Here is a 21,001-nt window from a genome sequence, read left to right on the forward strand (position 1 = left end):
TCATTCCACAGGCTCCACTCCCGCACCCCAGGGTCATTCCACAGGCTCCACTCCCGCACCCCAGGGTCATTCCACAGGCTCCACTCCCACCACCCTCCGAGAGCTCGTCTCCTCCGGACTCCATCCCAGCACCGTCTCGCGTCGGTTCACCCGTGTTCTGCCGACGGTCCACATGCGCGGGGAACCGTCGACGATGGATCGTTGTCAGGCCATCTCGCTCTGGCGACCCGACGCCGTGCTCAGTCACCGATCGGCCGCGTACCTGCGCGGTTGGACTACCGAGCCGTCCACTCTCGATGCAACCGTCCCTCGCACTGCCCGGTTGCGACCGCCGCCGTGGCTCCGGCTGCACCGTCGCGCACTCGATTCCCGACTCGTCGACGAGGTCGAGTCTCTGCCCTGCACCACTCCTGCGCAGACGATCCTCGACTGCCTGGCGATACTCCCCCGCCCAGAGGCCGAGTTGCTGATCGACGAACGCCTGAAGTTCGGACTCGACCCTGCATCGCTCATCTGCCTACTCGAGCGATTCCCTGGTCGGCGCGGCAACGCAGAGTTGGCTCGCCAGGTTCGACTGGCAGTAGCCAGGTTCGCTTCGGAGCCGGAGCGGGCACTGGGACGAGCGCTGCATCGAATAGGACTTCGCCTGGAGATGAACGCGACAGTCGGCTCGTTCGTCTGCGACCTCGTCGACCGTCGCAGCCGAACGATCATCGAGGTGGACGGGCGCGAATTCCACAGTGCAGCAGAGGTGTTCAGCAAGGACCGACGTAGACAGAACGCCCTGGTGCTCGATGGCTGGTTGGTGCTGCGCTACTCGGCGTTCGATGTGCTCGCCGCGCCGGACGTCGTGGCTGCCGAAATCGCGTCGGTTGTCAGGCGGCGTCGGGAATCGCGGCGATGAGAGCACACAGTGCTCCACTCGCCGGGCCGCACGCGGGATCTACCGGATCCACCGCGAGAAGTGGAGCTCCAGTTGCACCAGGCGGGCCGCCATGAAAGCAAAAATGCTCCACTCCCCAGGGCGAGCACGAAGTCGATCGCGCCCGCCCCGGGGAGTGGAGCATCAGTTGCAGGAAGGGTCAGATACGAACGCCAGTGTGCTCGTCGCTGGACGCCACCACCCGCGAGGTGATCGGAGCCCGGCGCGACGCAACCACTCCGAGCGCGCCCATGGCAGCGATCACGAGTCCGCCGACGATGGCGAACAGGTCCGCGGCCAACAGTCCCGACGGGAACACCATCAATGCGGGAGACACCGCGAGCAGCAGACCGACGCCGACGTGAGTCCAGTGGCTCTGCCTCGACGAAGATCCGATGGCCCACAGAGCGGACGATGCGGCGAGTATGCCGAGTACGAGGATTGCACCGGTGACTTCCTGGTCTCCCTGAACCGGGAGCCAGACGGTGGCTGCGACGAGAACAGCTCCGGTGACGAAGACGACGACGTCCCTGACGATTTCCGATGTGCGTTGACGGTTGGACATGACCGCTCCTCGAGGTGCGTGGTGAATAGCTCGTATACCGGTATACGCCTTTACTTCGGCTAATGTTCCCGATGATCACCGAATTGTGATCCAGCAGCTAGTTGCGAACGGTGTTAAGGCAGTTCTTCGCAGGCGTAGCCTGGCGATGTGTCCAAGACCTTCGTCGGCGTGCGGCTACGGCAGCTCCGCAGCGAACGCAGCATGAGCCAGGTGTCGCTGGCGCAGAAGCTGGGGATCTCGGCCAGCTACCTCAACCAGATCGAGCACGACGTGCGCCCGCTGACGGTGCCGGTGCTACTCCGGATCTCCGAGGTCTTCGGCGTCGACACATCGTTCTTCTCTTCCGAGGACGACACCAGGTTGGTTGCCGAACTCCGTGAAGTGGCGCTCGACCAGGACATGGGTATAGACGCAGACGCTCACGAGATCGCGCAGATGGTCAGCTCACACCCACAGTTGGCGCGGGCAATGGTCAACATGCATCGCCGATACCGCAATACGACGGCTCAGCTGCTGGCTGCGACCGAGGAACGCTTCTCCGACGGCAGTGGCAGTGGTTCGATCAGCAAGCCGCACGAAGAAGTGCGGGACTACTTCTATCAGCGACAGAATTATCTGCACGATCTGGACACTGCGGCGGAGGCACTGACTTCGAGGATTCGATTCCATCGCGCCGACGTGGGCGGCGAGATCGCCAAACGGCTCCGAACGGTGCACGACGTACAGATCGTCAATCGTATCGACCTCGGCGAGAACGTGCTGCACCGTTTCGACCCGCAGACGCGAGTGTTGGAGATTTCACCACACCTGTCCGGTGGGCAGAAGGTGTTCAGATACGCCGCCGAACTGGCCTACCTCGAATGCGGAGATCTGCTGAACAAGATGGCCGAGGAAGGCAATTTCTCCAGCGAATCGTCGAAGAAGCTGGCGGTACTCGGCTTCGCGAACTACTTCGCTGCCGCGACGGTGTTGCCGTACAACCACTTCCACGATGTCGCCGAGGATTTCCGGTACGACATCGAGCGGCTCTCGGCCTTCTTCTCGGTCAGTTACGAGACCATCTGCCATCGACTCTCCACCCTGCAGAGACCTGAGTTGCGGGGTGTACCGTTCTCGTTCGTCCGGGTAGATCGGGCGGGCAACATGTCGAAACGGCAGTCCGCCACCGGATTTCACTTCTCGTCGAGCGGCGGCACGTGCCCACTGTGGAATGTGTACGAGACATTCGCCTATCCCGGCAAGATCATGACGCAGATCGCCGAGATGCCCGACGGCCGCAGCTACTTGTGGATCGCGCGCACCGTGGAGCGTCGAGCCGCGCGTTACGGCCAGCCGGGCAAGACCTTCGCCATCGGCCTCGGTTGCGAACTCCGCCACGCCGGCAGGCTGGTGTACGCCGACGGACTGGATGTGCAGGGCTCGGCGGTTGCCACCCCGATCGGAGCCGGTTGCCGGGTCTGCGAACGCTCGAACTGCCCACAACGCGCCTTCCCTCCGCTGGGCAAGGACCTCGACATAGACGAGCACCGGAGTTCGGTGTCCCCGTATCTCGTTCGCTGATGAAAAGGAGAATCGCAATGACTCGAATCGGCGTTGTGCTCAGGCCTGAAATTGCCCCGGAGGCACTGGTCGATGCGGCACGCGCGGCCGACGCCGCGGGCGTCGACGAGGTGTGGTTGTGGGAAGACTGCTTCTTCTCCGGTGGACTGTCCACTGCTGCACTGATTCTCGCGAGCACAGATCGCGTGAACGTCGGCATCGGGGTCTTGCCCACTCCGATGCGGAACGTGGCGTCGACGGCCATGGAGATCGCCACTGTTGCCCGAGTCCATCCGGGTCGGCTCCGCGTGGGACTCGGTCACGGCGTCCAGTCGTGGATGGCTCAGATCGGCGCGCGAGTGCAGTCTCCTCTGACGTTGCTGAGCGAGCAGATGGCTGCGCTGACGAGTCTGCTTGCAGGCGAGACGGTCACCGTGCAGGGCCGTTACGTCTCGCTCGACGAGGTGAAGTTGAACTGGCCGCCGGTGCAACCACCGCCCCTTCTCGTCGGTGCGACCGGACCCAAGACGCTCGCTCTGAGCGGCCGCTGCAGTGCAGGAACGATTCTGACGAGCGAGACATCACCGGAACAGCTTCGCGCGGCCATCGAGCACATCGACGGTGGTCCCGACCACGATGTGGTCGTCTATGTGTCGGTCGGATCCGATCCGGCTGCGGCCCCGAGCGACATCCAACGCTGGATCGATGCCGGTGCGACCACCGTCGTGCTCGAACCCTCTGCGGACGAAGCAGCTCCGACAAGGTTGTTCGCGCACGCCGCGTCCTCGACGGCGCACTTCAGCTCGCAGTGAATCCGCGGGCGCGGTCCTTGTCCTCGGTCGTCCACAGCGTGGTCGTCACCTCGGCCCGCACCAACGGAATCACTTCCTCGGCGAACTGTCGTAACGTGTCCTTCTGACGCTCGAAGTCCAGGACGTGGTTGATCGACACCGACTGCACGTCATGGCCGTACGCATCGTGATAGTCGAGGATCTTTGCTGCGACCCGTTCCGAGGACCCGACCAGGGCCGGCCCCCGTGCGACGGCGTCGTCGATGGTCCGAAAGCTCGTGACCTTGCCCTTGGCCGCCGGGTCGTGGGCGCGTTTGTCCTGCTGCGCGACGATGCCCTCGTAAATCGGGCGATATTCGGCAACCGCAGCCTCGGTCGTCGCACCGAGGAACAGACCTCCCGAGCCCGAACCCACGTAGGCCTTGTCCGGGTCGTGCCCGTGATGAAGGTACTGCTCGCGGTAGCGGTCGATCAGAACCTTGTAGTTCTCCCTGGGCTGCAATGCATTTGCCGTGAAGATGGGATCCCCCCACTCGGCGGCCAGATCGACCGCCTCCACCGAGGTGGCCGAGCCGTGCCAGATCCGGAAGGGGCCGTCGAAAGGCCTGGGCAGCGTCGTGGCGTCGGACAACGGATGGCGGTGCTGTCCGGTCCAATCCACGTGTTCCTCGCGGATCAGTCTGCGGAGCAGTTCGTAGTTCTCGGTGAGGTATTCGTACTGGCGCGCGATGTCGAGTCCGAACAGCGGATATTGCAGCACTTCGTTGCCTTTGCCGATGACGACTTCGAGGCGACCTCGACTCAGTTGGTCGATGGTACCGAGATCTTCGGCGACGCGGATCGGATCCAACACAGACAGTACGGTGACGCCGGTGGACAACAGGATGCGGTGCGTGGCCTGGGCGAGCGCGCCGAGGATCACCGTCGGGGAGGACGAGAGCACGTCTCCCGCGTGCCGTTCTCCCACGGAAAACGAATCGATGCCCAGTTCTTCTGCGAGAACGGCAAGTTCGATCAACCGGTCGAATCGGTCGGCCGGGGGCACCACGGCACCGGTGATCGGATGCGGAGGGTTGAACACGATGTCGAGGACCTGAAAGCGCATAGTGCTACCGAGACTTCCAACCGAGGGATTCGAACGACTTTCCGAGCGTCACACGCGGGCCGATCGACTCGCTGCTACGTAAGCGGGACAACACGGACGAGGTCCAGGACGCCGTACGCCCCTGTGTTGCATAGTATTCCGCAAGTCGTTGCTCGTAGACGGGTACAGCCGCGTCGGCAGCCTGGGCGTCGTACAGTTCGTGGTGGAGCACCGAGGAGATCGGCAACCGCGGCTTCACCCCAGCGGTCTCGTCTCCCGCCCGGCCGATGGCCAAGCCCACCAAGGGGATCGACTGTTCGGCCAGCCCCAACTCAGCGGCAATCTCGTCGGGTGCGTTGCGTACCGCTCCGACGTATACGGTGCCCCATCCGAGCGACTCCGCGGCGACGACGGCGTTCTGCGCGGCGAGGGCAGCATCGATGGCACCGAGAATCGTACTGTCGAAGTAGTCGGCACCACCGAGTTCGGCGTCGTGCCCGGCGGCGAGGCGTCGAGCCCGCCCGAGATCGGCCACGAACACCAGGAACACCGCGGCATCGGCGATGAACGCCTGATTCGCGGCCAGCGCCGCAAGTCGCGTCTTACGCGCCGGGTCCTGTACTGCGATCACGCTCCAGGCCTGCAGATTCGACGACGTCGGCGCGGATTGGGCTGCAGCGACGATCGTCTCGATCGTCTCGGTGTCGATCGGATCCCCGGTGAACGTCCGCACCGAGTGATGCGACAGCAGAACGTCGATCGTCTCGTTCGTGTACGCCAACGCTGTCAGAGCAGGATCGCGATAGCGCTGCTGAACCCACGAGGCCGAAGAGGAGGTCACGGAATCCAGAGTGCATCTCTCGTTGTCGACGCGCCACAGTTGCGCTCGGCATGATTCGAAAGCTACTGCTCTCGCAAGAACCGCCCCGCATCCGCGAACGCCCGTGCTCGACGCGTCAGTGTGGGTGGCGCGGGCGGCTCGCCTCGCCACAGGCGGTAGAGGGTACTCATGCTGAGGATGAGTCGCTCGGGGGAATCCCAGTGTGCATAGTGTCCGAATTCGGGTGATTTCAGCAGGTTCAGGGCGGCTTCGGTGGAATCGAGTCCAGCGTCGAAGCAGCTGCGCCCAGCCTCTGCCACCCAGCTCCAGTAATTTCGGACGGCGCGGATCTCCTCGGCACCGCACAGCGGGCCGTGACCGGGAACGTAGACGGCCGCATCCAGCTCGAGAAGGTGGTCGAGGGCATCGATCCAGTTCTGCAGCGGTCCGTGCCAGAGCACCGGGGTGGCGTCGATGAACAGCAGGTCACCGGCAAACACGACTCCGACGTCGGGTAGGTGAGCGATGAGGTCGCCCTCGGTGTGCGCCGGTCCCAGGTAGCGCAGGAGAACGGATCGCCCTGCGACATCGATGGTTTCGGTGGTTTCGAAGGTGTGGTCGGGCAGCCGCGGCAGTGTGCTGGGGAAGGTGGCACCACCTCGGACTCGATTCATGTACGAGCCCATTGCTCCGAGCGGTCCCGGCACCCACCCGATCTTGCCGCCGAAGGACGCGAACGCGTCCACCCCTTTGGGTGGTGTCTCTTCCTTCATCGCGTGCAGTGACGCGGCGCTGGTGGTGATGCGGGCGGAGGCGGGAACGGTGTCGTTTCCCCACCAGTGATCGCCGTCGGAATGGGTGTTGAGCACTTCGGTGACAGGCGCGTCTGCGACCAGGTCTGCTGTATCGGCGGCGACGCGTGCTGCCCAGTTCGTGTCCCAGACGGTATCGATCAGCATCGACGCAGAGCCGGGTGCCACGATCAGTCCGGTGTTGGTCTGCCCCCAGCTGCCGGGTGGTCGCATGAAAGCCCACGTGCCGTCGGCGATCTGCCGGTATCCCACCACTTCGTCCGTCACCGCCTCAGGCTAGCCGGTGAGCCACTCGCGTAGGCGGGAGTCCCACTTTCGTTCGGGGAAGCATCTGTTCAGTACCTCGATCATGATGGGTACGGCCGTCGATGCCCCAGGGGATGCACCGAGTACGGATGCGATGGTGCCGTCCTGCGAGGCAACCACTTCGGTGCCGAACCGCAGTTCCCCGTTCTTGACGATCTGGGCGCGTTGGCCGGCGCTGGCGATGGACCAGTCGGCCGAATCGGCACTCGGTACGAACTCGCGTAGTGCAGCGATCTTCTTCCCTCGGGTGGCGGTCAACTCGGAGAGCAGTAGCCCGATCAACGGCGTGTTGGCCCGGGCCATCGACAGCAACGAGCCGATGTTGTCCCGGGTGACCGATCGTGGAAGGTCCAGCAGCGATCCGTGTTTCAGAAACTTGGGGTTCGCACCGGCGTACGGACCGAACAGGATGGAGCGTTGCCCGTCGACGATGCGAGTGTCCAGGTGCGGCACCGACATCGGCGGCGCACCGATGGGCGGCGTCCCATATACCTTGGCGTCGTGTCGGTCGACCACCTCGTACCGGTCGCAGCGCAGAAATTGTCCACTGATCGGCAACAAGCCGTAGCCCCGTGCGTCGGGAATCCCGGCTCGGCGCAGCAACTTCAGGGCCCAGCCACCGGCACCGACGAACACGAATCGAGCGCGCTCCACCGGTCGACCACCTCGGACGTCGAGTCGCCAGGATCCATCCTGATCCTGCGAAAGCCCGCGTACTTCCCGTCCGGTCTCCACGCTTGCCCCTGCCATTGCCATGGCCTCGAACAGCTGCCGCGTCGCTGCGCCGAAGTCGACGTCGGTACCCGTCACGTCTCGGGTCGCGGCCCAGCTACCGGTGCGGCCTTCGGCAACCAGCGGCGACCACTGCTGCAGCACCGCAGCATCTTCGGTGTACTCCATCGCCTCGAACAACGGGTGCGCACTCAGCGCACGATGCCGGGCACGAAGAAACTCGACGTTGTCGGTGCCCTGAACGAGAGTCATGTGCGGCACGGGGCGCACGAAGTCGGCGTGGGGCAACGTCGACCAGAAGCGCTTGGTCGTGGCGAACTGCTCCGCGATCCGCACGGCACGGTCGATGTCGACAGAACCGTCGGATCGTAGTGTCGTGTAGTTGGTTTCGCACAGACCGGCATGTCCGGTTCCGGCGTTGTTCCACCCGTCGGATGCTTCCGCAGCCACTCGCGGAAGGCGCTCGAGCACCCGAATCGACCAGGTCGGTTCCAGTTTCTGCAGCAGCGTCCCGAGCGTTGCGCTCATGATTCCGCCGCCGACAAGAATGACGTCGTCCACCGTCGGGCCCCTTTCTCGTACTAAGTACAAGTCACGCTAGCACCGACTCGTACACCTGTATAGTTAGCTCGATGCCGCGCCTGAGCAGGACTGCCGTCGTCGACGCCGCTCTCGACGTCGCATACCGCCACGGCTTGGACTCGCTCACCATCCGCAAGATCGCAACCGAACTCGGCGTTTCGCCCATGGCGATCTACTGGCATGTGAAGAACAAGGACGAGCTGCTCGACGCCATGGGCGACCGCGTATGCAAGGACCTCGAGCTCACCGTCGACCCCGCCGCACCGTGGTGGCAGCAGCTTCGCAGCGTGCTCGAGGACTTCATGCGCGCCTTGCGCGCCCACCCGGGCGCAGCCGACATCGTTGTTCCTCGAATGTTGTTTTCCCCCAACAGTAGGGAGGCGATGGAGCTGGCACTGAAGGCTCTCGGCGAGGCCGGCTTCTCCCTTCCCGACGCCACCCAACTCGCCCGCCACGGCGTCCGGGTCGCCATCTCGCTCATCACCGAGCCCTTGTTCACCGGTGTCGAGGTCGAGCCGGAGCGTCGGGCACACGTCGAGCGGGAAGTGGCGTCGACGATGGAATCTCTCGATCCCGAGGAGTTCCCGCACATCCTGGCTTCGGCCGAACATCTCGGTGATCCCACCTCTCGTCCGGCATTCGAGAAGCTCGGCCTCGAGACGTATATCGCCGGCGTCAGGGCGCTCGTCGGCGACCGTGACGTTCCGTCCTGATCCTTCGGCGGGGATTGGACATATTGTCGGGTGGCGAAGTGTCGTCCGTAGGTGCAGGCTTTGCAGAACCGAAATATTGGTGGAGTGACGACGCTAGGGGTTGTGAGATGACGGTGCCTGTCCTGCAGAACTACATCGACGGGGCGTTCGTCACGCCCTCGGGCACCGAGATGCTGGACGTGATCAGCCCGGTGGACGAGACGGTCGTCGCCCACTCCCCCATCTCCGACGCGGCCGACGTCGAGGCCGCAATGTCGGCCGCCGCCAGCGCATTCGAGACCTGGGGCAAGACGACGCCGAGTGAGCGGCAGAAGGTGCTGCTGAAGCTCGCCGACGCCATCGAGGCGCACAGCGACGAGATCGTCGAGGCGCAGAGCCGCAACACCGGCCAGCCCAAGGCCACCATCGCCGCCGAAGAGGTGACGGTCGGGGCGGATCAGATCCGATTCTTCGCCGGTGCCGCCCGGATGCTCGAGGGCAAGTCCGCTGGCGAATACATGGACGGCTTCACCTCGTACGTGCGCCGCGAACCGATCGGCGTCGTCGGCCAGGTGACCCCGTGGAACTACCCGTTCATGATGGCGATCTGGAAGATCGGGCCCGCGTTGGCCGCCGGAAACACGATCGTGCTCAAGCCCAGTGACACCACTCCCGAAAGCACGTTGGTGCTCGCGAAATTGTCCAAGGGCATCGTTCCGGACGGCGTGCTCAACGTCGTTCTCGGCAACGGCGGCACCGGTGCGGCGATCGTCGAGCACAAGACTCCCGGCCTGGTATCGATCACCGGATCCGTGCGCGCCGGCATCGCGGTGGCCGTGGCGGCCGCCAAGCAGCTCAAGCGGGCGCACCTCGAACTCGGCGGCAAGGCTCCGGCAATCGTGTTCGACGACGTCGATATCACCAAGGCAGCCGACGGCATCGCCGAGGCCGCGTTCTTCAACGCCGGTCAGGATTGCACCGCCGTCACCCGCGTTCTGGTGCACGAGTCGGTGCACGACGCCCTCGTCGATGCCCTTGTGGCCAAGGCGAAGACACTGAAAGTCGGCCTCCCCGACGACCCCGACACCTTCCTCGGACCACTGAACAACGTCAACCATTTCGGTCAGGTGAGCGCCAAGGTCGACGGAATCGGTACCCATGCCACTATCGTCACCGGCGGCAAGCGCATCGGCGACAAGGGTTTCTTCCTCGAACCCACGATCATCACGGGCGTGCAGCAGTCCGATCCCATCGTGCAGGAGGAGACGTTCGGCCCGGTGCTCACGGTCCAGAAGTTCTCCGACGAGGCCGAGGCGATCGCTCTTGCCAACGATGTGGAGTTCGGTCTCGCATCAAGTGTGTGGACCTCTGATCATGCACGCACACTTCGCATCTCGGCAGCTTTGGACTTCGGCGCCGTCTGGGTCAACTGCCACATCCCGTTGGTCGCGGAAATGCCCCACGGCGGTTTCAAGTACTCCGGCTACGGCAAGGATCTCTCGGCCTACGGTGTCGAGGACTACACCCGCATCAAGCACGTCATGAGCTCGACGGAGACCATCGCATGACCTCTCATCCCCTCGATCCCCTGTCCAGCGACGAATTCGCCACCGTGGCCGAGATTCTCGGCCGCGATCACGGCGTCGGCGACGGTTGGCGTTACGCCTCCATCGAGATGATCGAACCCGCCAAGTCCGAGATCGCCGCGTTCGACGCGGACGGTACCGTGCCTGCGCGTCGGGCAGTGTCAGTGGTACTGAACCGCAGCGAGAACACGACCTTCAAGGCCGTGGTGTCGCTGGACGATCGCACCACCGAATCATGGACGCACATCCCGGACGTACAGCCCAACTTCACCGTCGACGAGTGGGAAGAGGCCGACGCGGCCCTACGCGCCCACCCCGATGTGATTGCTGCCCTTGCCGATAGAGGCATCACCGATCTCGATCTGGTGTTCATGGACACCTGGACCTACGGCGAGGCGGTGACGCCCGAGAAGTACAAGGGTCGACGCCTCGGCTGGTCCGACACCTGGGTCAAAGCGGCTGCGGGTGCCAATCCCTACGCCGGGCCGGTGGGTGGATTCCATTGCGTCATCGACGTGAACTCGATGGAATTGCTCGAGATCGAGGACACCTATCGCGTCGAGCGGCCGGAGATCATGGGCGAGTATGTTCCTCGCCATATCCCGGAGCGAATCAGGAACGCCAGCACGCGTCCGCCGCTGAAGCCACTCGAGATCACTCAATCCGACGGGCCGTCGTTCGAGCTCGACGGCAACAAGTTGACGTGGCAGAACTGGTCGCTGCGCGTGGGGTTCAACTACCGCGAGGGCATGACACTGCATGCCGTCAGCTACAACGACAACGGAACTGTGCGGTCCGTTGCGAATCGAATGTCGTTCGCGGAGATGGTCGTTCCCTATCGCGATCACACCGAGGACCACTATCGGCGCACCGCGTTCGACATCGGCGAGTGGGGTCTCGGTTTCATGACCACCTCGCTCGAGCTCGGATGCGACTGCCTGGGCGAGATCCGCTACCTCGACGCGGTGCTGCACAACAGCAAGGGTGAGCCGTACACGATCACCGATGCGATATGCATTCACGAGGAAGACAATGCCGTGCTGTGGAAGCACGTCGATCACGACGCCGGAGCCGAGGTACGGCGAATGCGACGGCTCACGGTCAGCTTCCACGCAACCGTCGCCAACTACGAGTACCTCGTCTACTGGCGGTTCTACCAGGACGGCAACATCGAGTGCGAGGTGCGCGCGACGGGCATCATGGTCGTCACTCACTTCGACGAAGGTGGCACGCATCCGTCGGGAACGCTGGTCGACAATCGTACCTACGCGCCGTATCACCAGCACTTTCTCGTCGCCCGGCTCGATCTGGACATCGACGGCACCGAGAACACCGTGTATGCCAGTGAGACGCAACGGGTTCCGATGGGCCCCGACAATCCGTACGGTCTCGCGCTGACTCAGGTCAACACTCCCCTGACCACCGAGTCCGAGGGCAAGCAGGATTACGACTGGAACACCCAGAAGGCGTGGAAGGTCGTCAACGACAACGTCACCAACGGTCTCGGCACCCGGCCCGCGTACAAGTTGGTTCCGGGAGCGGCGATCCCGTCGATGTTCGATCCCGCGTCGCCGATCTTCCAGCGCGCCCAGGTGATCGGTCACACCGTCTGGGTCACTCCGAACTCACCCGACGAGCGTTGGCCGAGCGGCGAGTTCGTGAACCAGAGCGGTATCGACCACGGACTTCCGGAGTGGACCGAGAAAGATCGAAGCATCGAGAACACCGATGTCGTCGTCTGGTACACCTTCGGTATCCATCACATCACCCGGCCGGAGGACTGGCCGGTGATGCCCGCGGACACCGTCTCGTTCTGGCTCAAGCCCTTCGGGTTCTTCGACCGCAACCCCTCTCTGGACGTCGAAGCGTCGGCGCCGAAGTCGTGCCACACCGATCCCGGTAGCACCTGTCATTAGCTCGCCCAACCTCACGGAAGGTCCGCCCATGCGTCTGATCGTGGGGTACCAGGCAACACCGAGTGGCGCGGACGGAATCGCCCTGGGGGCAACGCTCGCGCGTTCGCTGCAGGCATCGCTGGACATCTGCCTGGTGCTGCCGCAGGAGCGTCCGGTGCCGTCCAAGGCACCGGTCGAGGCGGCCTACGACGGCATCTTGATCGACCAGGCCACGAACTGGCTGGACGAAGCACTGAAATTGGTGCCCGAGGACGTCGAGGCTCGTACTCACCTGCTCTTCGACGAGTCGTTCGCACAGGGCCTGCTCGACGCAACCAGGAGTGGAGCCTGCGGAACGACCCATGAACACGTGGACGAGTGTGACGCCTACATGATCGTCGTCGGTGCGGCCGGTGACGGCCTGCTCGGTCGGCACTCGATCGGTACCGTCACCAGCGATCTGTTGCACGTCGCGCACGTGCCCCTCGCGTTGGCACCGCGCGGGTATCGGCACTCTCCCCCGCAACGCATTCGCGAGATCACCTGCGCCATCGGAAATCGTCCGGGGGCAGCAGAACTCACCTCGGCGGCCACCGACCTGTCTGCCACCGCCGAGTTGCCACTGCGCTTGCTCTCCCTCGTGTCCGCAGATGAGCGATCAGCATCGGGGGCAGGCGGTCTCGCCAAGGCCGAGGACGTGCTGCGCACCGTGCAAGCGGGACTGCCCGCAGGATCGGAAGTGCAGTTGACAGTGGCCGAGGGTTCCGGCATCGAGAAGGCCGCCTCCTCGCTGGACTGGCACGACGGTGACGTGTTGATGGTGGGTTCGTCTCGACTCGCGCAGCCTCACCGACTGTTCCTGGGATCGGTTGCCGCCAAGATGCTTCGGGTCGTTCCTGTTCCGATGATCGTTGTTCCGAGAGAGGCCGGCGATGAATGAGCACAAGGTAGTGGACGTCGAGTCCAAGGGCCTGTCGGCCGGCCAGCTCGGGCTGCTCGCGAGTGTCGTGCTGGGCATTTCGACCATCGCTCCCGCGTACGCGCTGACGGCGTCGCTCGGGCCGACGGTCACCGAGGTCGGGGTGCACCTGCCGGCGATCTTCATCGTTGGTTTCATCCCGATGTTGTTGGTGGCGTTGGGCTATCGAGAGCTCAACGCGGCCGAACCCGACAGCGGCACGTCCTTCACGTGGGCGTCGAAAGCTTTCGGCCCCTACATCGGATGGATGGGTGGATGGGGTCTGATCGCGGCCACCATCATCGTGCTCTCCAACCTCGCCGGGGTGGCCGTCGACTTCTTCTACCTCTTTCTCGCGCAGGTCACCAGCAACGATTCGGTGGCCGACCTCACCGGCAACAAGCTCGTCAACATCGTCACGTGCCTGGTGTTCATGGCTCTGTCGGCGTGGCTCTGCTATCGAGGCATGCAGGAGACCAAGCGCGTCCAGTACACGATGCTCGGCTTCCAGTTGCTGGTGATGGCGTGGTTCATCGTTGCCGCGTTCGTCAAAATCGGTGCGGGCGACGGTGCCGACGACATCGCGTTCAGCCTGGACTGGTTCGATCCGTTCGGCATTCCGAGCTTCTCGGCATTCACGGCCGGCCTGTCGCTGTCGATCTTCATGTACTGGGGCTGGGACGTCTGTCTGACGGTCAACGAGGAAACGTCCGGTAGCGCAAAGATTCCCGGCCGCGCCGCTCTGGTGACGGTGTTCTTCATCATCGTGCTGTACTTGCTCACCGCGGTCGCCACCCTGCTGTTCGCCGGTACCGGGGACACCGGAAACGGACTGCAGAATCCCGACACCACCGACAACGTGTTCGCGGCTCTCGCCGGACCGGTGATGGGACCGTTCGCGATTCTGCTCTCGCTCGCCGTGCTGAGCAGCTCGGCCAGTTCACTGCAGGCCACGTTCATCTCGCCGGCCCGCACGTTGCTCGCTATGGGTCACTACCAAGCCCTACCGAAGCGGTTCGCTTCCATCACACCGCGATTCAGCACTCCAGGCTTCGCAACGCTGGTGGCGGGCGGCGCGTCGGCCGGCTTCTACGCCGTGATGCGAGTGGTGAGCGACAACGTACTCACCGACACCATTGCTGCACTGGGCCTGATGATCTGCTTCTATTACGGCATCACGGCATTCGCCTGCGTCTGGTACTTCCGCGAGGAATTGTTCACCAGCACGCGCAACGTGTTCTTCAAGTTTCTCGCGCCGCTGCTCGGCGGGGTCGGGATGGCCGTCGTGTTCGTGCAGACCTCGGTCGATGCGTGGGATCCCGAGTTCGGTAGCGGCTCATCACTGTTCGGCATCGGGATGGTCTTCCTCATCGGCGTGGGGATCATCGTTCTCGGCATCGTCATCATGCTGGTGGTGGCACTGCGCAAGCCGGAGTTCTTCAAGGGCGACATTCTCCGCCGCGATACTCCGTCACTGATCGTCGAGGACTGACGAGGATCAGTACTCAGATTTCCGGTGCCCTTCAGATCTCCTCTGCCTCGAAACGCGCGTTGCGCTTACGCATCTGCCAGATGATCAGTGCGACGACGCCGCCCCCGACCACCGCACCCACGGCTGCGCCTGCCCACGAGCTCACCTGCGAGTAGACGTCCGGCTGCAGCCTGACGAGGACTCCGACGTAGCCGGCTGCCGCGATCACACCGACAATGATCCCTCGGAGCCGTCCGGCCTTTGCTGCGGTGTAGATGTTCACACCGCGGACCGCCGAATAGCCGATCGTGGCGAAGCTGATCAGCGTGGAGACGACGAGAATCCCGAGCGCAATCCACGCTCCGGTCGTGTTCGCCGCCCATGGCAAAATTGCACCGCCGATGAGGCCGGCCCAGAGGAACAGTTGAAAACCGATGGCGGAGGCTTCGTTCCACACATCACGCTGGCGTTCGTCGTCGTAGAATTCGTCGTCCAGATCGCCGACGATTCGCATGGTCTTGGTGAATGTGCTCATGTCACTCCTCGTTTCCGAACAATGTTTCGACAGTGGTGTCCAATGCTCCGGCCAGCTTCAGTGCCAGGTAGACACTCGGTGCGTAATCGCCGCCTTCGACGGAGACGATGCTCTGCCGGGAGACCCCGCAGGCCTTACCGAGCTCGGCCTGGGTCAGCCGCGCAGCCTTCCGATGTTCACGCACCGCGTTGGTCTTCAGCGCGTTGTTCATGCTGAAAGTCAAGCCGACTTGTCAGAATATGTCAAGCCTTCTTGTCATTGGCGATCGTCCGACATCGAGTCGCGTCGACTTCGACGCCCTGGCGTGCGCTACCGCGGATCGAGTCCCTTCAGGAGCGCCTGCAGCCCGAACTCGAAGGCGTCCTCGGACCGCTCGCGCAGCTCCCCCGCAGCGTCCAACGCAGCCTTCAGTTCCGGTTCCACGTCGCGGCTACTGCGCCACGGTGCCTCGGGAGCTGCCAGATCCAGGGCCGAACCCAACACGTAACTGTCGAGCACGGTGATGATGCGCAGCACGTTGGCCGGCCCGAAGCCGGCGTCTGTCAGCACCCGCGCCAACGTGTTGTACATCCCGAACGCAGCGCTGCTGTTCACGGCCTGAGCCGTCAGCAGTGGAATCAGCCGCGGGTAGCGCCCGTAGCTGTTTCGGTACCCGCGTGCGATCCAGGCGAGCGCCTCACGCCACGGCGTACCGGCCTCCGGCATCTCCACCTCGGACATCGCCCGGTTCCGCAGCAACTCGATGATCTCGTCACGTCCGGACACGTGGTTGTAGAGCGAGGACGGACTGACCTTCAGCTTCTTGGCCAGCTGGGGCATGGTGAATCCACCCGACTCTTCGACGAGAGTCAGGGCCGCCGTCGTGATGCGATCGACGTCGAGAAGGGGTGCCGACGGTCTTCCCACAGCAATTCTCCCGTATCCGTTGCGTTCGAGGCAGACATCAACGATACTTAACGAATCACATTCGTTTTAACAGGAGATCGGCATGCTGACCCTCACCAATCTCACGCCTCCCGAGGCGCTGACCCGGACCACCCCAACCGATCGGCCGCCACTACGGGTCGGTCTGGTGCAGCATCGCTGGAATCCCGATGCAGCCGCATCGAAACGCGAACTGCTCGAGGCTATTTCGACAGCAGCCGGCCTCGGGGCGCAGGTCGTATTCCTGCCCGAGATCACCCTGCTGCGCTACCCGGCAGACACCCCTGCCGGTGCGAACCCCGGCAGCGTGGCCGAGGATCTGACGACCGGGCCCACATTCGGCCTGGCCGCCGAGGCCGCCGCCGCCAACGGCATCGTGGTCCATGCCTCGCTGTACGAGAAGTCCGAGGCAGCAGACGGATTGGGCTTCAATACCTCCATCATGGTCTCCCCTTCCGGCGAACTTCTGGCCAGAACCCGCAAGCTGCACATCCCCATCTCGGCCGGATACTACGAGGACACCTACTTCCGCCCCGGCCCGGCCGACGACCCGTACCCCGTCTACTCACCGGAGCAACTCGGCGGTGCCCGGGTGGGTCTACCCACCTGCTGGGACGAGTGGTTTCCCGAGGTCGCGCGCAGCTATGCACTCGGTGGCGCAGAGATACTCGCGTATCCGACGGCCATCGGATCCGAGCCGTCGTTCCCGGCATTCGACACCCAGCCGCTGTGGCAGCACGTCATCGTCGGACATGGAATTTCCAACGGGCTGTTCATGGTGGTGCCCAACCGGTGTGGCAACGAAGGCGCGATCACGTTCTACGGGTCGTCGTTCATCTCCGATCCCTACGGCCGCATCCTCGTTCAGGCACCGCGCGACGAACCAGCCGTGCTCGTTGCAGATCTCGACCTCGATCAGCGCCGAGAATGGCTGGAGCTCTTCCCTTTTCTGCTCACCCGCAGACCGGACACCTACTCCCGCCTGACCGAGCCGGTGCGCTCGGACGCCCCCTACGGCGACGGACATGCTGCGACGCCGGTGATCAAGTGAATACGGCCGCAACGCAATACACGATGCCGTCCGAGACGGCACCGCAGGACAAGGTGTGGATGGCGTTTCCCTGCGAGGGCTACTCCCTCGGCGACGATCCGGAAGCCAAGCACGAGGCCCGCTCCACCTGGGCGGCCGTCGCGCATGCGGTAGCGGAGTTCGAGCCGGTGACCGTCGTCGTCGATCCGGCCGAGCATGCGGTGGCCGCGACGTACCTCTCTCGCGATATCGACATCGTCGAGGCACCGCTGAACGACGCATGGATGCGCGACATCGGCCCGACATTCGTTCATTCGGATGACGGTTCGGTCGCTGCCGTCGACTGGATCTTCAACGGATGGGGCGCACAGGACTGGGCGCAGTGGGACAAGGATTGCCGCATCGGCGAGTTCGTCGCCGATCAGGCCGCGGTGCACAGGATCACCTCACCCATGGTCAACGAGGGCGGCGGCATTGCCGTCGACGGCGCAGGCACGGTACTGGTCACCGAAACCGTGCAACTCGATCCCGGTCGCAATCCGAGCCTCACGAAAGCCGACGTCGAGGCAGAGCTGGCGCGAACCATCGGTGCGCAGCACGTCATCTGGCTGCCACGCGGATTGACGCGAGATTCCATGCGGTTCGGCACCCGTGGCCACGTCGACATCGTCGCTGCTGTCCCGTCTCCCGGCACCGTCCTGGTGCACAGTCAACGAGACCGGTCTCACCCCGATCACGAGGTCAGCGCTCTGATCATCGACACCTTGCGCGCTACGCACAACGGTTCGGGTGAAGACTGGAACATCGTCGAGGTGCCGGCTCCGCAGACGTTGCGGGATGCGGACGGATTCGTCGACTACAGCTACATCAATCATCTCGTCGTCAACGGCGGCGTGATTGCCTGCAGCTACGACGATCCGGCCGACAACGAAGCAGCGGCGGTCCTACGTGAGGCGTATCCGGGAAGAACGGTGGTGAGCGTGGACGCGCGGCCTCTGTTCGAGAGAGGCGGTGGCATCCACTGCATCACCCAGCACCAACCGTCGGCGCTCGTACTCGGCTGACGGTCGGCAGTCGAAGGTCCTACGAGCTGCGTCGAACTTCGAGGTGCTCACCGACGACGACGGTCTGTGCCTCGGTGACGCAGTCCAGGCGTCCGTCGAGACGGAGTGACACGTTGTATTCACCCGGCTTGAGAGCGAACGTGGTGATGTCGATGCTGGACACGTTGTCGTCGACGACGACGCGGTGGCTCAGTGACAGCATGCCGTTGTGCAGAATCTCGCACATCTGACCCGGCAGAACGTTGTCGACGTGAACGGTGATGGTCTTGGGTCCGCCGTGAACCTCGATGGTGGGCTGCGGCGTGCTCGATCCAACGAGTCTGAGGTAGCTCTTGTCTCTGCGCACGGCCTCGACTTCCCTTGTAGCGTGCTCCACCGTGAGGTGAACGTCCGACGTGGTCTCGTTGGTACTTCGTGGCACGACGACGGGCGGATTGGTAGTGCACATCGTCATCGGCCTCGAACCGAGCCTCTCTTATCATCGGGCGCACGCTCGGCCGCGTTACGAACCCGCGCCCGACCAGCCCTGCAACAGCCGCTGACACCGGACAATCGTGATGTCATCGGACAGAACATACCTCCCGGACGGCAGATCTGCGAACGGACTGATCGAAACCGATACCTTTACGTATCCTTATGTCCTGTAACCCCAGGTCTAGGGACGATTCACCAAATGCACGTCACTTGTTCGGGTCGAACCCGAGCAGTTCGGTCTCCTCGGCGGCGCGCTCGGCCTCGTACACCCGACGCCGCCGATTCTTGATACCCACCACTCCCGCCGCGAGTCCCACCGGCGCAGCGAGGGCCGCCCCGATCCACATGGACTGGAGGTTGCCGCCGCCGTAATGAGCCAGGAGGCGAAGCGCCGCTCCTGCACCGGCGAGAAAGAAGAGCAGTCCGGCGACCGCTATCCGGGAGCGTCGAAGTTCCTGCGAGGCGTACATGTCGATCCCTCGCTGCCTGGCGTATCCCAACACCACGAAGGACACGGCGATGAGCACGAAGAACAGGCCGAGCGCCATCCACGCTCCGGTGACACCCGCCGCGTAGGGCAGGACCGCTCCACTGATCAGTCCGATCCACAGTAGAGACTGAAATCCGACGGCCGACGCCTCGTTCCAGATGTCGCGTTGCAGCTCGTCGGAATAGAACTCGTCGTCGAGGTCTCCGACAAGCCGGGCGGCTCTGACGAATGCGCTCATGATCGATCCTCTCCTTCGTCCGTGGGCATGCCGAAAGTCAACTCCGCTTGTCAAAATATGTCAAGGATGATTGTCATTAATATGCCTTTACGTCGATGTAACGCTTGAAACAGACTCGTCACCGCGGAACATACCGGCGCAATAACTTCCCTTTACTGTTCGCAATCGCGAATACACCTCTGTATACAAACTCCGAAAGGGCCGTAGATGCCTGCTGTCTCGAAGCGCATGTCCGTCAAGCGCGTCATGGTCGTTCCCGCAGCTCTGGCTGCATTGAGCCTGGTCGCCACCGCCTGCGGCAGCAAGGCGAGCGACACCACCTCCGCGGACGGCGGCGGCAGTACCGCCACCTCGTGCGTGGACACCTCGGGTGACACCATCAAGGTGGGCTCGCTCAACTCCCTGTCCGGCACCATGGCGATCAGCGAAGTGACGGTGCGTGATTCGATCGCGCTGGCCGTCGAGCAGATCAACGCAGCGGGCGGCGTCAACGGCAAGCAGATCGAGGTCGTCGCCGAGGACGGCGCGTCCGAGCCCACTGTGTTCGCCGAGAAGGCCGAGAAGCTGATCAGCAGCGATTGTGTCGCAGCAGTTTTCGGTGGCTGGACGTCATCGTCGCGCAAGGCGATGCTGCCGGTGTTCGAGGACAACGACGCACTCCTCTACTACCCCGTGCAGTACGAAGGCCTCGAGGCGTCGAAGAACATCTTCTACACCGGAGCCACCACCAACCAGCAGATCATTCCGGCCCTGGACTACCTGAAAGAGAAGGGCGTCAAGTCCCTCTACCTGGTCGGTAGCGACTACGTCTTCCCGCAGACGGCCAACCGCGAGATCAAGGCCTACGCCGCGGCCAACGGAATCGAGATCAAGGGCGAGGACTACACCCCGCTGGGCTCGACCGACTTCTCCACCATCGTCAACAAGGTGCGCTCCGCCGACGCCGACGCCGTGTTCAACACCCTCAACGGCGACTCCAACGTCGCATTCTTCCGTGAGTACACCAACGCCGGCCTCAAAGCTGCTGACATGCCGGTCATCTCGGTGTCCATCGCCGAGGAGGAAGTGGCGGGTATCGGAGCTGCGAACATCGAGGGCCAGCTGACCGCCTGGAACTACTACCAGACCGTCGACAGCCCGGAGAACACCAAGTTCGTCGCCGACTACAAGGCGAAGTACGGGGCCGACAAGCCCACCTCGGATCCCATGGAAGCCGCCTACACCTCGGTCTACCTGTGGAAGAACACGGTCGAGAAGGCCGATTCCTTTGCGGTGGCGGACATTCAGGCCGCGGCCGACGGCGTCAGCTTCGCCGCTCCCGAGGGTGAGGTCGTCATCGACGGCGACAACCACCACATCTCCAAGACCGCCCGTATCGGAGAGATCCGCCCCGACGGGCTGATCTACACGGTGTGGGAGTCCCCCGAAGCGATTGCACCCGACCCGTTCCTCGAGACCTACGACTGGGCCTCCGACCTCAACTGACCCAGA

The 21,001-nt window shown here is 63.7% G+C and carries 21 protein-coding genes; 11 read left to right on the forward strand and 10 right to left on the reverse strand.

All coding sequences use genetic code 11. The annotated features are described in order from the left end of the window. Positions 1–904 (forward strand): DUF559 domain-containing protein (locus tag O4220_RS22770; protein WP_269607784.1); only part of this gene is annotated, 904 nt, incomplete at its 5' end. 178 nt (positions 905–1,082) lie between these two features. On the opposite strand, the gene O4220_RS22775 is transcribed toward O4220_RS22770, so the two are convergent. Continuing rightward, positions 1,083–1,487 carry an SPW repeat domain-containing protein gene (locus tag O4220_RS22775; protein ID WP_269607785.1) on the reverse strand — a complete coding sequence of 135 codons (405 nt, stop codon included), beginning with the start codon at positions 1,485–1,487 and terminating at the stop codon, positions 1,083–1,085. Between the two features lie 147 nt (positions 1,488–1,634). Here O4220_RS22775 and ramB point away from each other — a divergent pair, with 147 nt between their 5' ends. Then, entirely contained in the window at positions 1,635–3,047 is a 1,413-nt protein-coding gene (gene ramB, locus O4220_RS22780) for an acetate metabolism transcriptional regulator RamB (protein ID WP_269607786.1), read from the forward strand. A gap of 17 nt (positions 3,048–3,064) precedes the next feature. Continuing rightward, positions 3,065–3,838, forward strand: a complete 774-nt coding sequence (locus tag O4220_RS22785) for an LLM class flavin-dependent oxidoreductase (protein WP_269607787.1) — start codon at positions 3,065–3,067, stop codon at positions 3,836–3,838. Here O4220_RS22785 and O4220_RS22790 read toward each other — a convergent pair. The 4 genes from O4220_RS22790 to mqo form a co-directional block, all read right to left on the reverse strand. After that, the gene (locus O4220_RS22790) at positions 3,825–4,922 is read right to left on the reverse strand and encodes an LLM class flavin-dependent oxidoreductase (protein WP_269607788.1); all 1,098 of its coding nucleotides are present in this window, start codon (positions 4,920–4,922) and stop codon (positions 3,825–3,827) included. The genes O4220_RS22785 and O4220_RS22790 overlap by 14 nt on opposite strands. Before the next feature lie 4 nt (positions 4,923–4,926). Continuing rightward, positions 4,927–5,742, reverse strand: coding sequence for an NADPH-dependent oxidoreductase (locus tag O4220_RS22795; protein ID WP_269607789.1), 816 nt, complete (start codon positions 5,740–5,742; stop codon positions 4,927–4,929). Between the two features lie 62 nt (positions 5,743–5,804). Then, a complete protein-coding gene (locus O4220_RS22800; RefSeq protein WP_269607790.1) occupies positions 5,805–6,800 on the reverse strand; it encodes an MBL fold metallo-hydrolase in 996 nt (331 codons plus the stop codon). Positions 6,801–6,809: 9 nt separating this feature from the next. Continuing rightward, positions 6,810–8,132 carry a malate dehydrogenase (quinone) gene (gene mqo / locus O4220_RS22805; protein WP_269607791.1) on the reverse strand — a complete coding sequence of 441 codons (1,323 nt, stop codon included), beginning with the start codon at positions 8,130–8,132 and terminating at the stop codon, positions 6,810–6,812. Positions 8,133–8,203: 71 nt separating this feature from the next. Between mqo and O4220_RS22810 the strand changes: the two genes are divergently transcribed. The 5 genes from O4220_RS22810 (at position 8,204) to O4220_RS22830 (ending at position 14,776) form a co-directional block, all read left to right on the forward strand. After that, positions 8,204–8,866, forward strand: a complete 663-nt coding sequence (locus O4220_RS22810) for a TetR family transcriptional regulator (RefSeq protein ID WP_269607793.1) — start codon at positions 8,204–8,206, stop codon at positions 8,864–8,866. 107 nt (positions 8,867–8,973) lie between these two features. Continuing rightward, a complete protein-coding gene (locus O4220_RS22815) occupies positions 8,974–10,413 on the forward strand; it encodes a gamma-aminobutyraldehyde dehydrogenase (RefSeq protein WP_269607794.1) in 1,440 nt (479 codons plus the stop codon). Next, a complete protein-coding gene (locus tag O4220_RS22820) occupies positions 10,410–12,347 on the forward strand; it encodes a primary-amine oxidase (RefSeq protein ID WP_269607795.1) in 1,938 nt (645 codons plus the stop codon). Before O4220_RS22815 ends, O4220_RS22820 begins: the two co-directional genes overlap by 4 nt. 28 nt (positions 12,348–12,375) lie before the next feature. Further along, positions 12,376–13,266: a universal stress protein gene (locus O4220_RS22825; RefSeq protein ID WP_269607796.1), complete on the forward strand. Its 891-nt coding sequence runs from the start codon at positions 12,376–12,378 to the stop codon at positions 13,264–13,266. Next, the gene (locus O4220_RS22830; protein WP_269607798.1) at positions 13,259–14,776 is read left to right on the forward strand and encodes an APC family permease; all 1,518 of its coding nucleotides are present in this window, start codon (positions 13,259–13,261) and stop codon (positions 14,774–14,776) included. Before O4220_RS22825 ends, O4220_RS22830 begins: the two co-directional genes overlap by 8 nt. A 31-nt stretch (positions 14,777–14,807) precedes the next feature. On the opposite strand, the gene O4220_RS22835 is transcribed toward O4220_RS22830, so the two are convergent. The 3 genes from O4220_RS22835 to O4220_RS22845 all read right to left on the reverse strand — a co-directional run bounded on the left by O4220_RS22835 (position 14,808) and on the right by O4220_RS22845 (position 16,196). After that, entirely contained in the window at positions 14,808–15,290 is a 483-nt protein-coding gene (locus tag O4220_RS22835) for a hypothetical protein (RefSeq protein WP_032380322.1), read from the reverse strand. A gap of 1 nt (position 15,291) precedes the next feature. Continuing rightward, positions 15,292–15,501: a helix-turn-helix transcriptional regulator gene (locus O4220_RS22840; RefSeq protein ID WP_094703960.1), complete on the reverse strand. Its 210-nt coding sequence runs from the start codon at positions 15,499–15,501 to the stop codon at positions 15,292–15,294. A 98-nt stretch (positions 15,502–15,599) separates the two neighbouring features. Then, on the reverse strand, positions 15,600–16,196 hold the full coding sequence (locus tag O4220_RS22845) for a TetR/AcrR family transcriptional regulator (protein ID WP_269607800.1): 597 nt from the start codon (positions 16,194–16,196) through the stop codon (positions 15,600–15,602). A gap of 82 nt (positions 16,197–16,278) precedes the next feature. On the opposite strand from O4220_RS22845, the gene O4220_RS22850 reads away from it, so the two are divergent. Further along, on the forward strand, positions 16,279–17,265 hold the full coding sequence (locus tag O4220_RS22850) for a nitrilase-related carbon-nitrogen hydrolase (RefSeq protein ID WP_269607802.1): 987 nt from the start codon (positions 16,279–16,281) through the stop codon (positions 17,263–17,265). A gap of 23 nt (positions 17,266–17,288) precedes the next feature. Next, positions 17,289–18,308: an agmatine deiminase family protein gene (locus tag O4220_RS22855; RefSeq protein ID WP_269607904.1), complete on the forward strand. Its 1,020-nt coding sequence runs from the start codon at positions 17,289–17,291 to the stop codon at positions 18,306–18,308. Positions 18,309–18,327: 19 nt separating this feature from the next. Here O4220_RS22855 and O4220_RS22860 read toward each other — a convergent pair whose 3' ends face one another. Then, on the reverse strand, positions 18,328–18,762 hold the full coding sequence (locus tag O4220_RS22860) for a hypothetical protein (RefSeq protein WP_269607804.1): 435 nt from the start codon (positions 18,760–18,762) through the stop codon (positions 18,328–18,330). A 226-nt stretch (positions 18,763–18,988) separates the two neighbouring features. Continuing rightward, positions 18,989–19,510, reverse strand: coding sequence for a hypothetical protein (locus O4220_RS22865; RefSeq protein WP_269607806.1), 522 nt, complete (start codon positions 19,508–19,510; stop codon positions 18,989–18,991). Positions 19,511–19,717: 207 nt separating this feature from the next. On the opposite strand from O4220_RS22865, the gene urtA reads away from it, so the two are divergent. Further along, positions 19,718–20,995, forward strand: a complete 1,278-nt coding sequence (urtA, locus tag O4220_RS22870; RefSeq protein ID WP_032401813.1) for an urea ABC transporter substrate-binding protein — start codon at positions 19,718–19,720, stop codon at positions 20,993–20,995. The last annotated feature ends 6 nt before the right edge of the window (positions 20,996–21,001 follow it).

It is taken from the genome of Rhodococcus ruber (genome assembly GCF_027270735.1).
GTDB classification, from domain to species: domain Bacteria; phylum Actinomycetota; class Actinomycetes; order Mycobacteriales; family Mycobacteriaceae; genus Rhodococcoides; species Rhodococcoides rubrum_A.

Excerpts from the sequence above, each read along its gene's own strand:
- O4220_RS22775 (WP_269607785.1), bottom strand. The coding sequence starts at position 1,487 with ATGTCCAACCGTCAACGCACATCGGAAATCGTCAGGGACGTCGTCGTC.
- O4220_RS22785 (WP_269607787.1), top strand. The coding sequence starts at position 3,065 with ATGACTCGAATCGGCGTTGTGCTCAGGCCTGAAATTGCCCCGGAGGCA.
- O4220_RS22790 (WP_269607788.1), bottom strand. The coding sequence starts at position 4,922 with ATGCGCTTTCAGGTCCTCGACATCGTGTTCAACCCTCCGCATCCGATC.
- O4220_RS22810 (WP_269607793.1), top strand. The coding sequence starts at position 8,204 with ATGCCGCGCCTGAGCAGGACTGCCGTCGTCGACGCCGCTCTCGACGTC.
- O4220_RS22815 (WP_269607794.1), top strand. The coding sequence starts at position 8,974 with ATGACGGTGCCTGTCCTGCAGAACTACATCGACGGGGCGTTCGTCACG.
- O4220_RS22820 (WP_269607795.1), top strand. The coding sequence starts at position 10,410 with ATGACCTCTCATCCCCTCGATCCCCTGTCCAGCGACGAATTCGCCACC.
- O4220_RS22825 (WP_269607796.1), top strand. The coding sequence starts at position 12,376 with ATGCGTCTGATCGTGGGGTACCAGGCAACACCGAGTGGCGCGGACGGA.
- O4220_RS22830 (WP_269607798.1), top strand. The coding sequence starts at position 13,259 with ATGAATGAGCACAAGGTAGTGGACGTCGAGTCCAAGGGCCTGTCGGCC.
- O4220_RS22835 (WP_032380322.1), bottom strand. The coding sequence starts at position 15,290 with ATGAGCACATTCACCAAGACCATGCGAATCGTCGGCGATCTGGACGAC.
- O4220_RS22840 (WP_094703960.1), bottom strand. The coding sequence starts at position 15,501 with ATGAACAACGCGCTGAAGACCAACGCGGTGCGTGAACATCGGAAGGCT.
- O4220_RS22850 (WP_269607802.1), top strand. The coding sequence starts at position 16,279 with ATGCTGACCCTCACCAATCTCACGCCTCCCGAGGCGCTGACCCGGACC.
- O4220_RS22855 (WP_269607904.1), top strand. The coding sequence starts at position 17,289 with ATGCCGTCCGAGACGGCACCGCAGGACAAGGTGTGGATGGCGTTTCCC.
- O4220_RS22860 (WP_269607804.1), bottom strand. The coding sequence starts at position 18,762 with ATGACGATGTGCACTACCAATCCGCCCGTCGTCGTGCCACGAAGTACC.
- O4220_RS22865 (WP_269607806.1), bottom strand. The coding sequence starts at position 19,510 with ATGAGCGCATTCGTCAGAGCCGCCCGGCTTGTCGGAGACCTCGACGAC.
- urtA (WP_032401813.1), top strand. The coding sequence starts at position 19,718 with ATGCCTGCTGTCTCGAAGCGCATGTCCGTCAAGCGCGTCATGGTCGTT.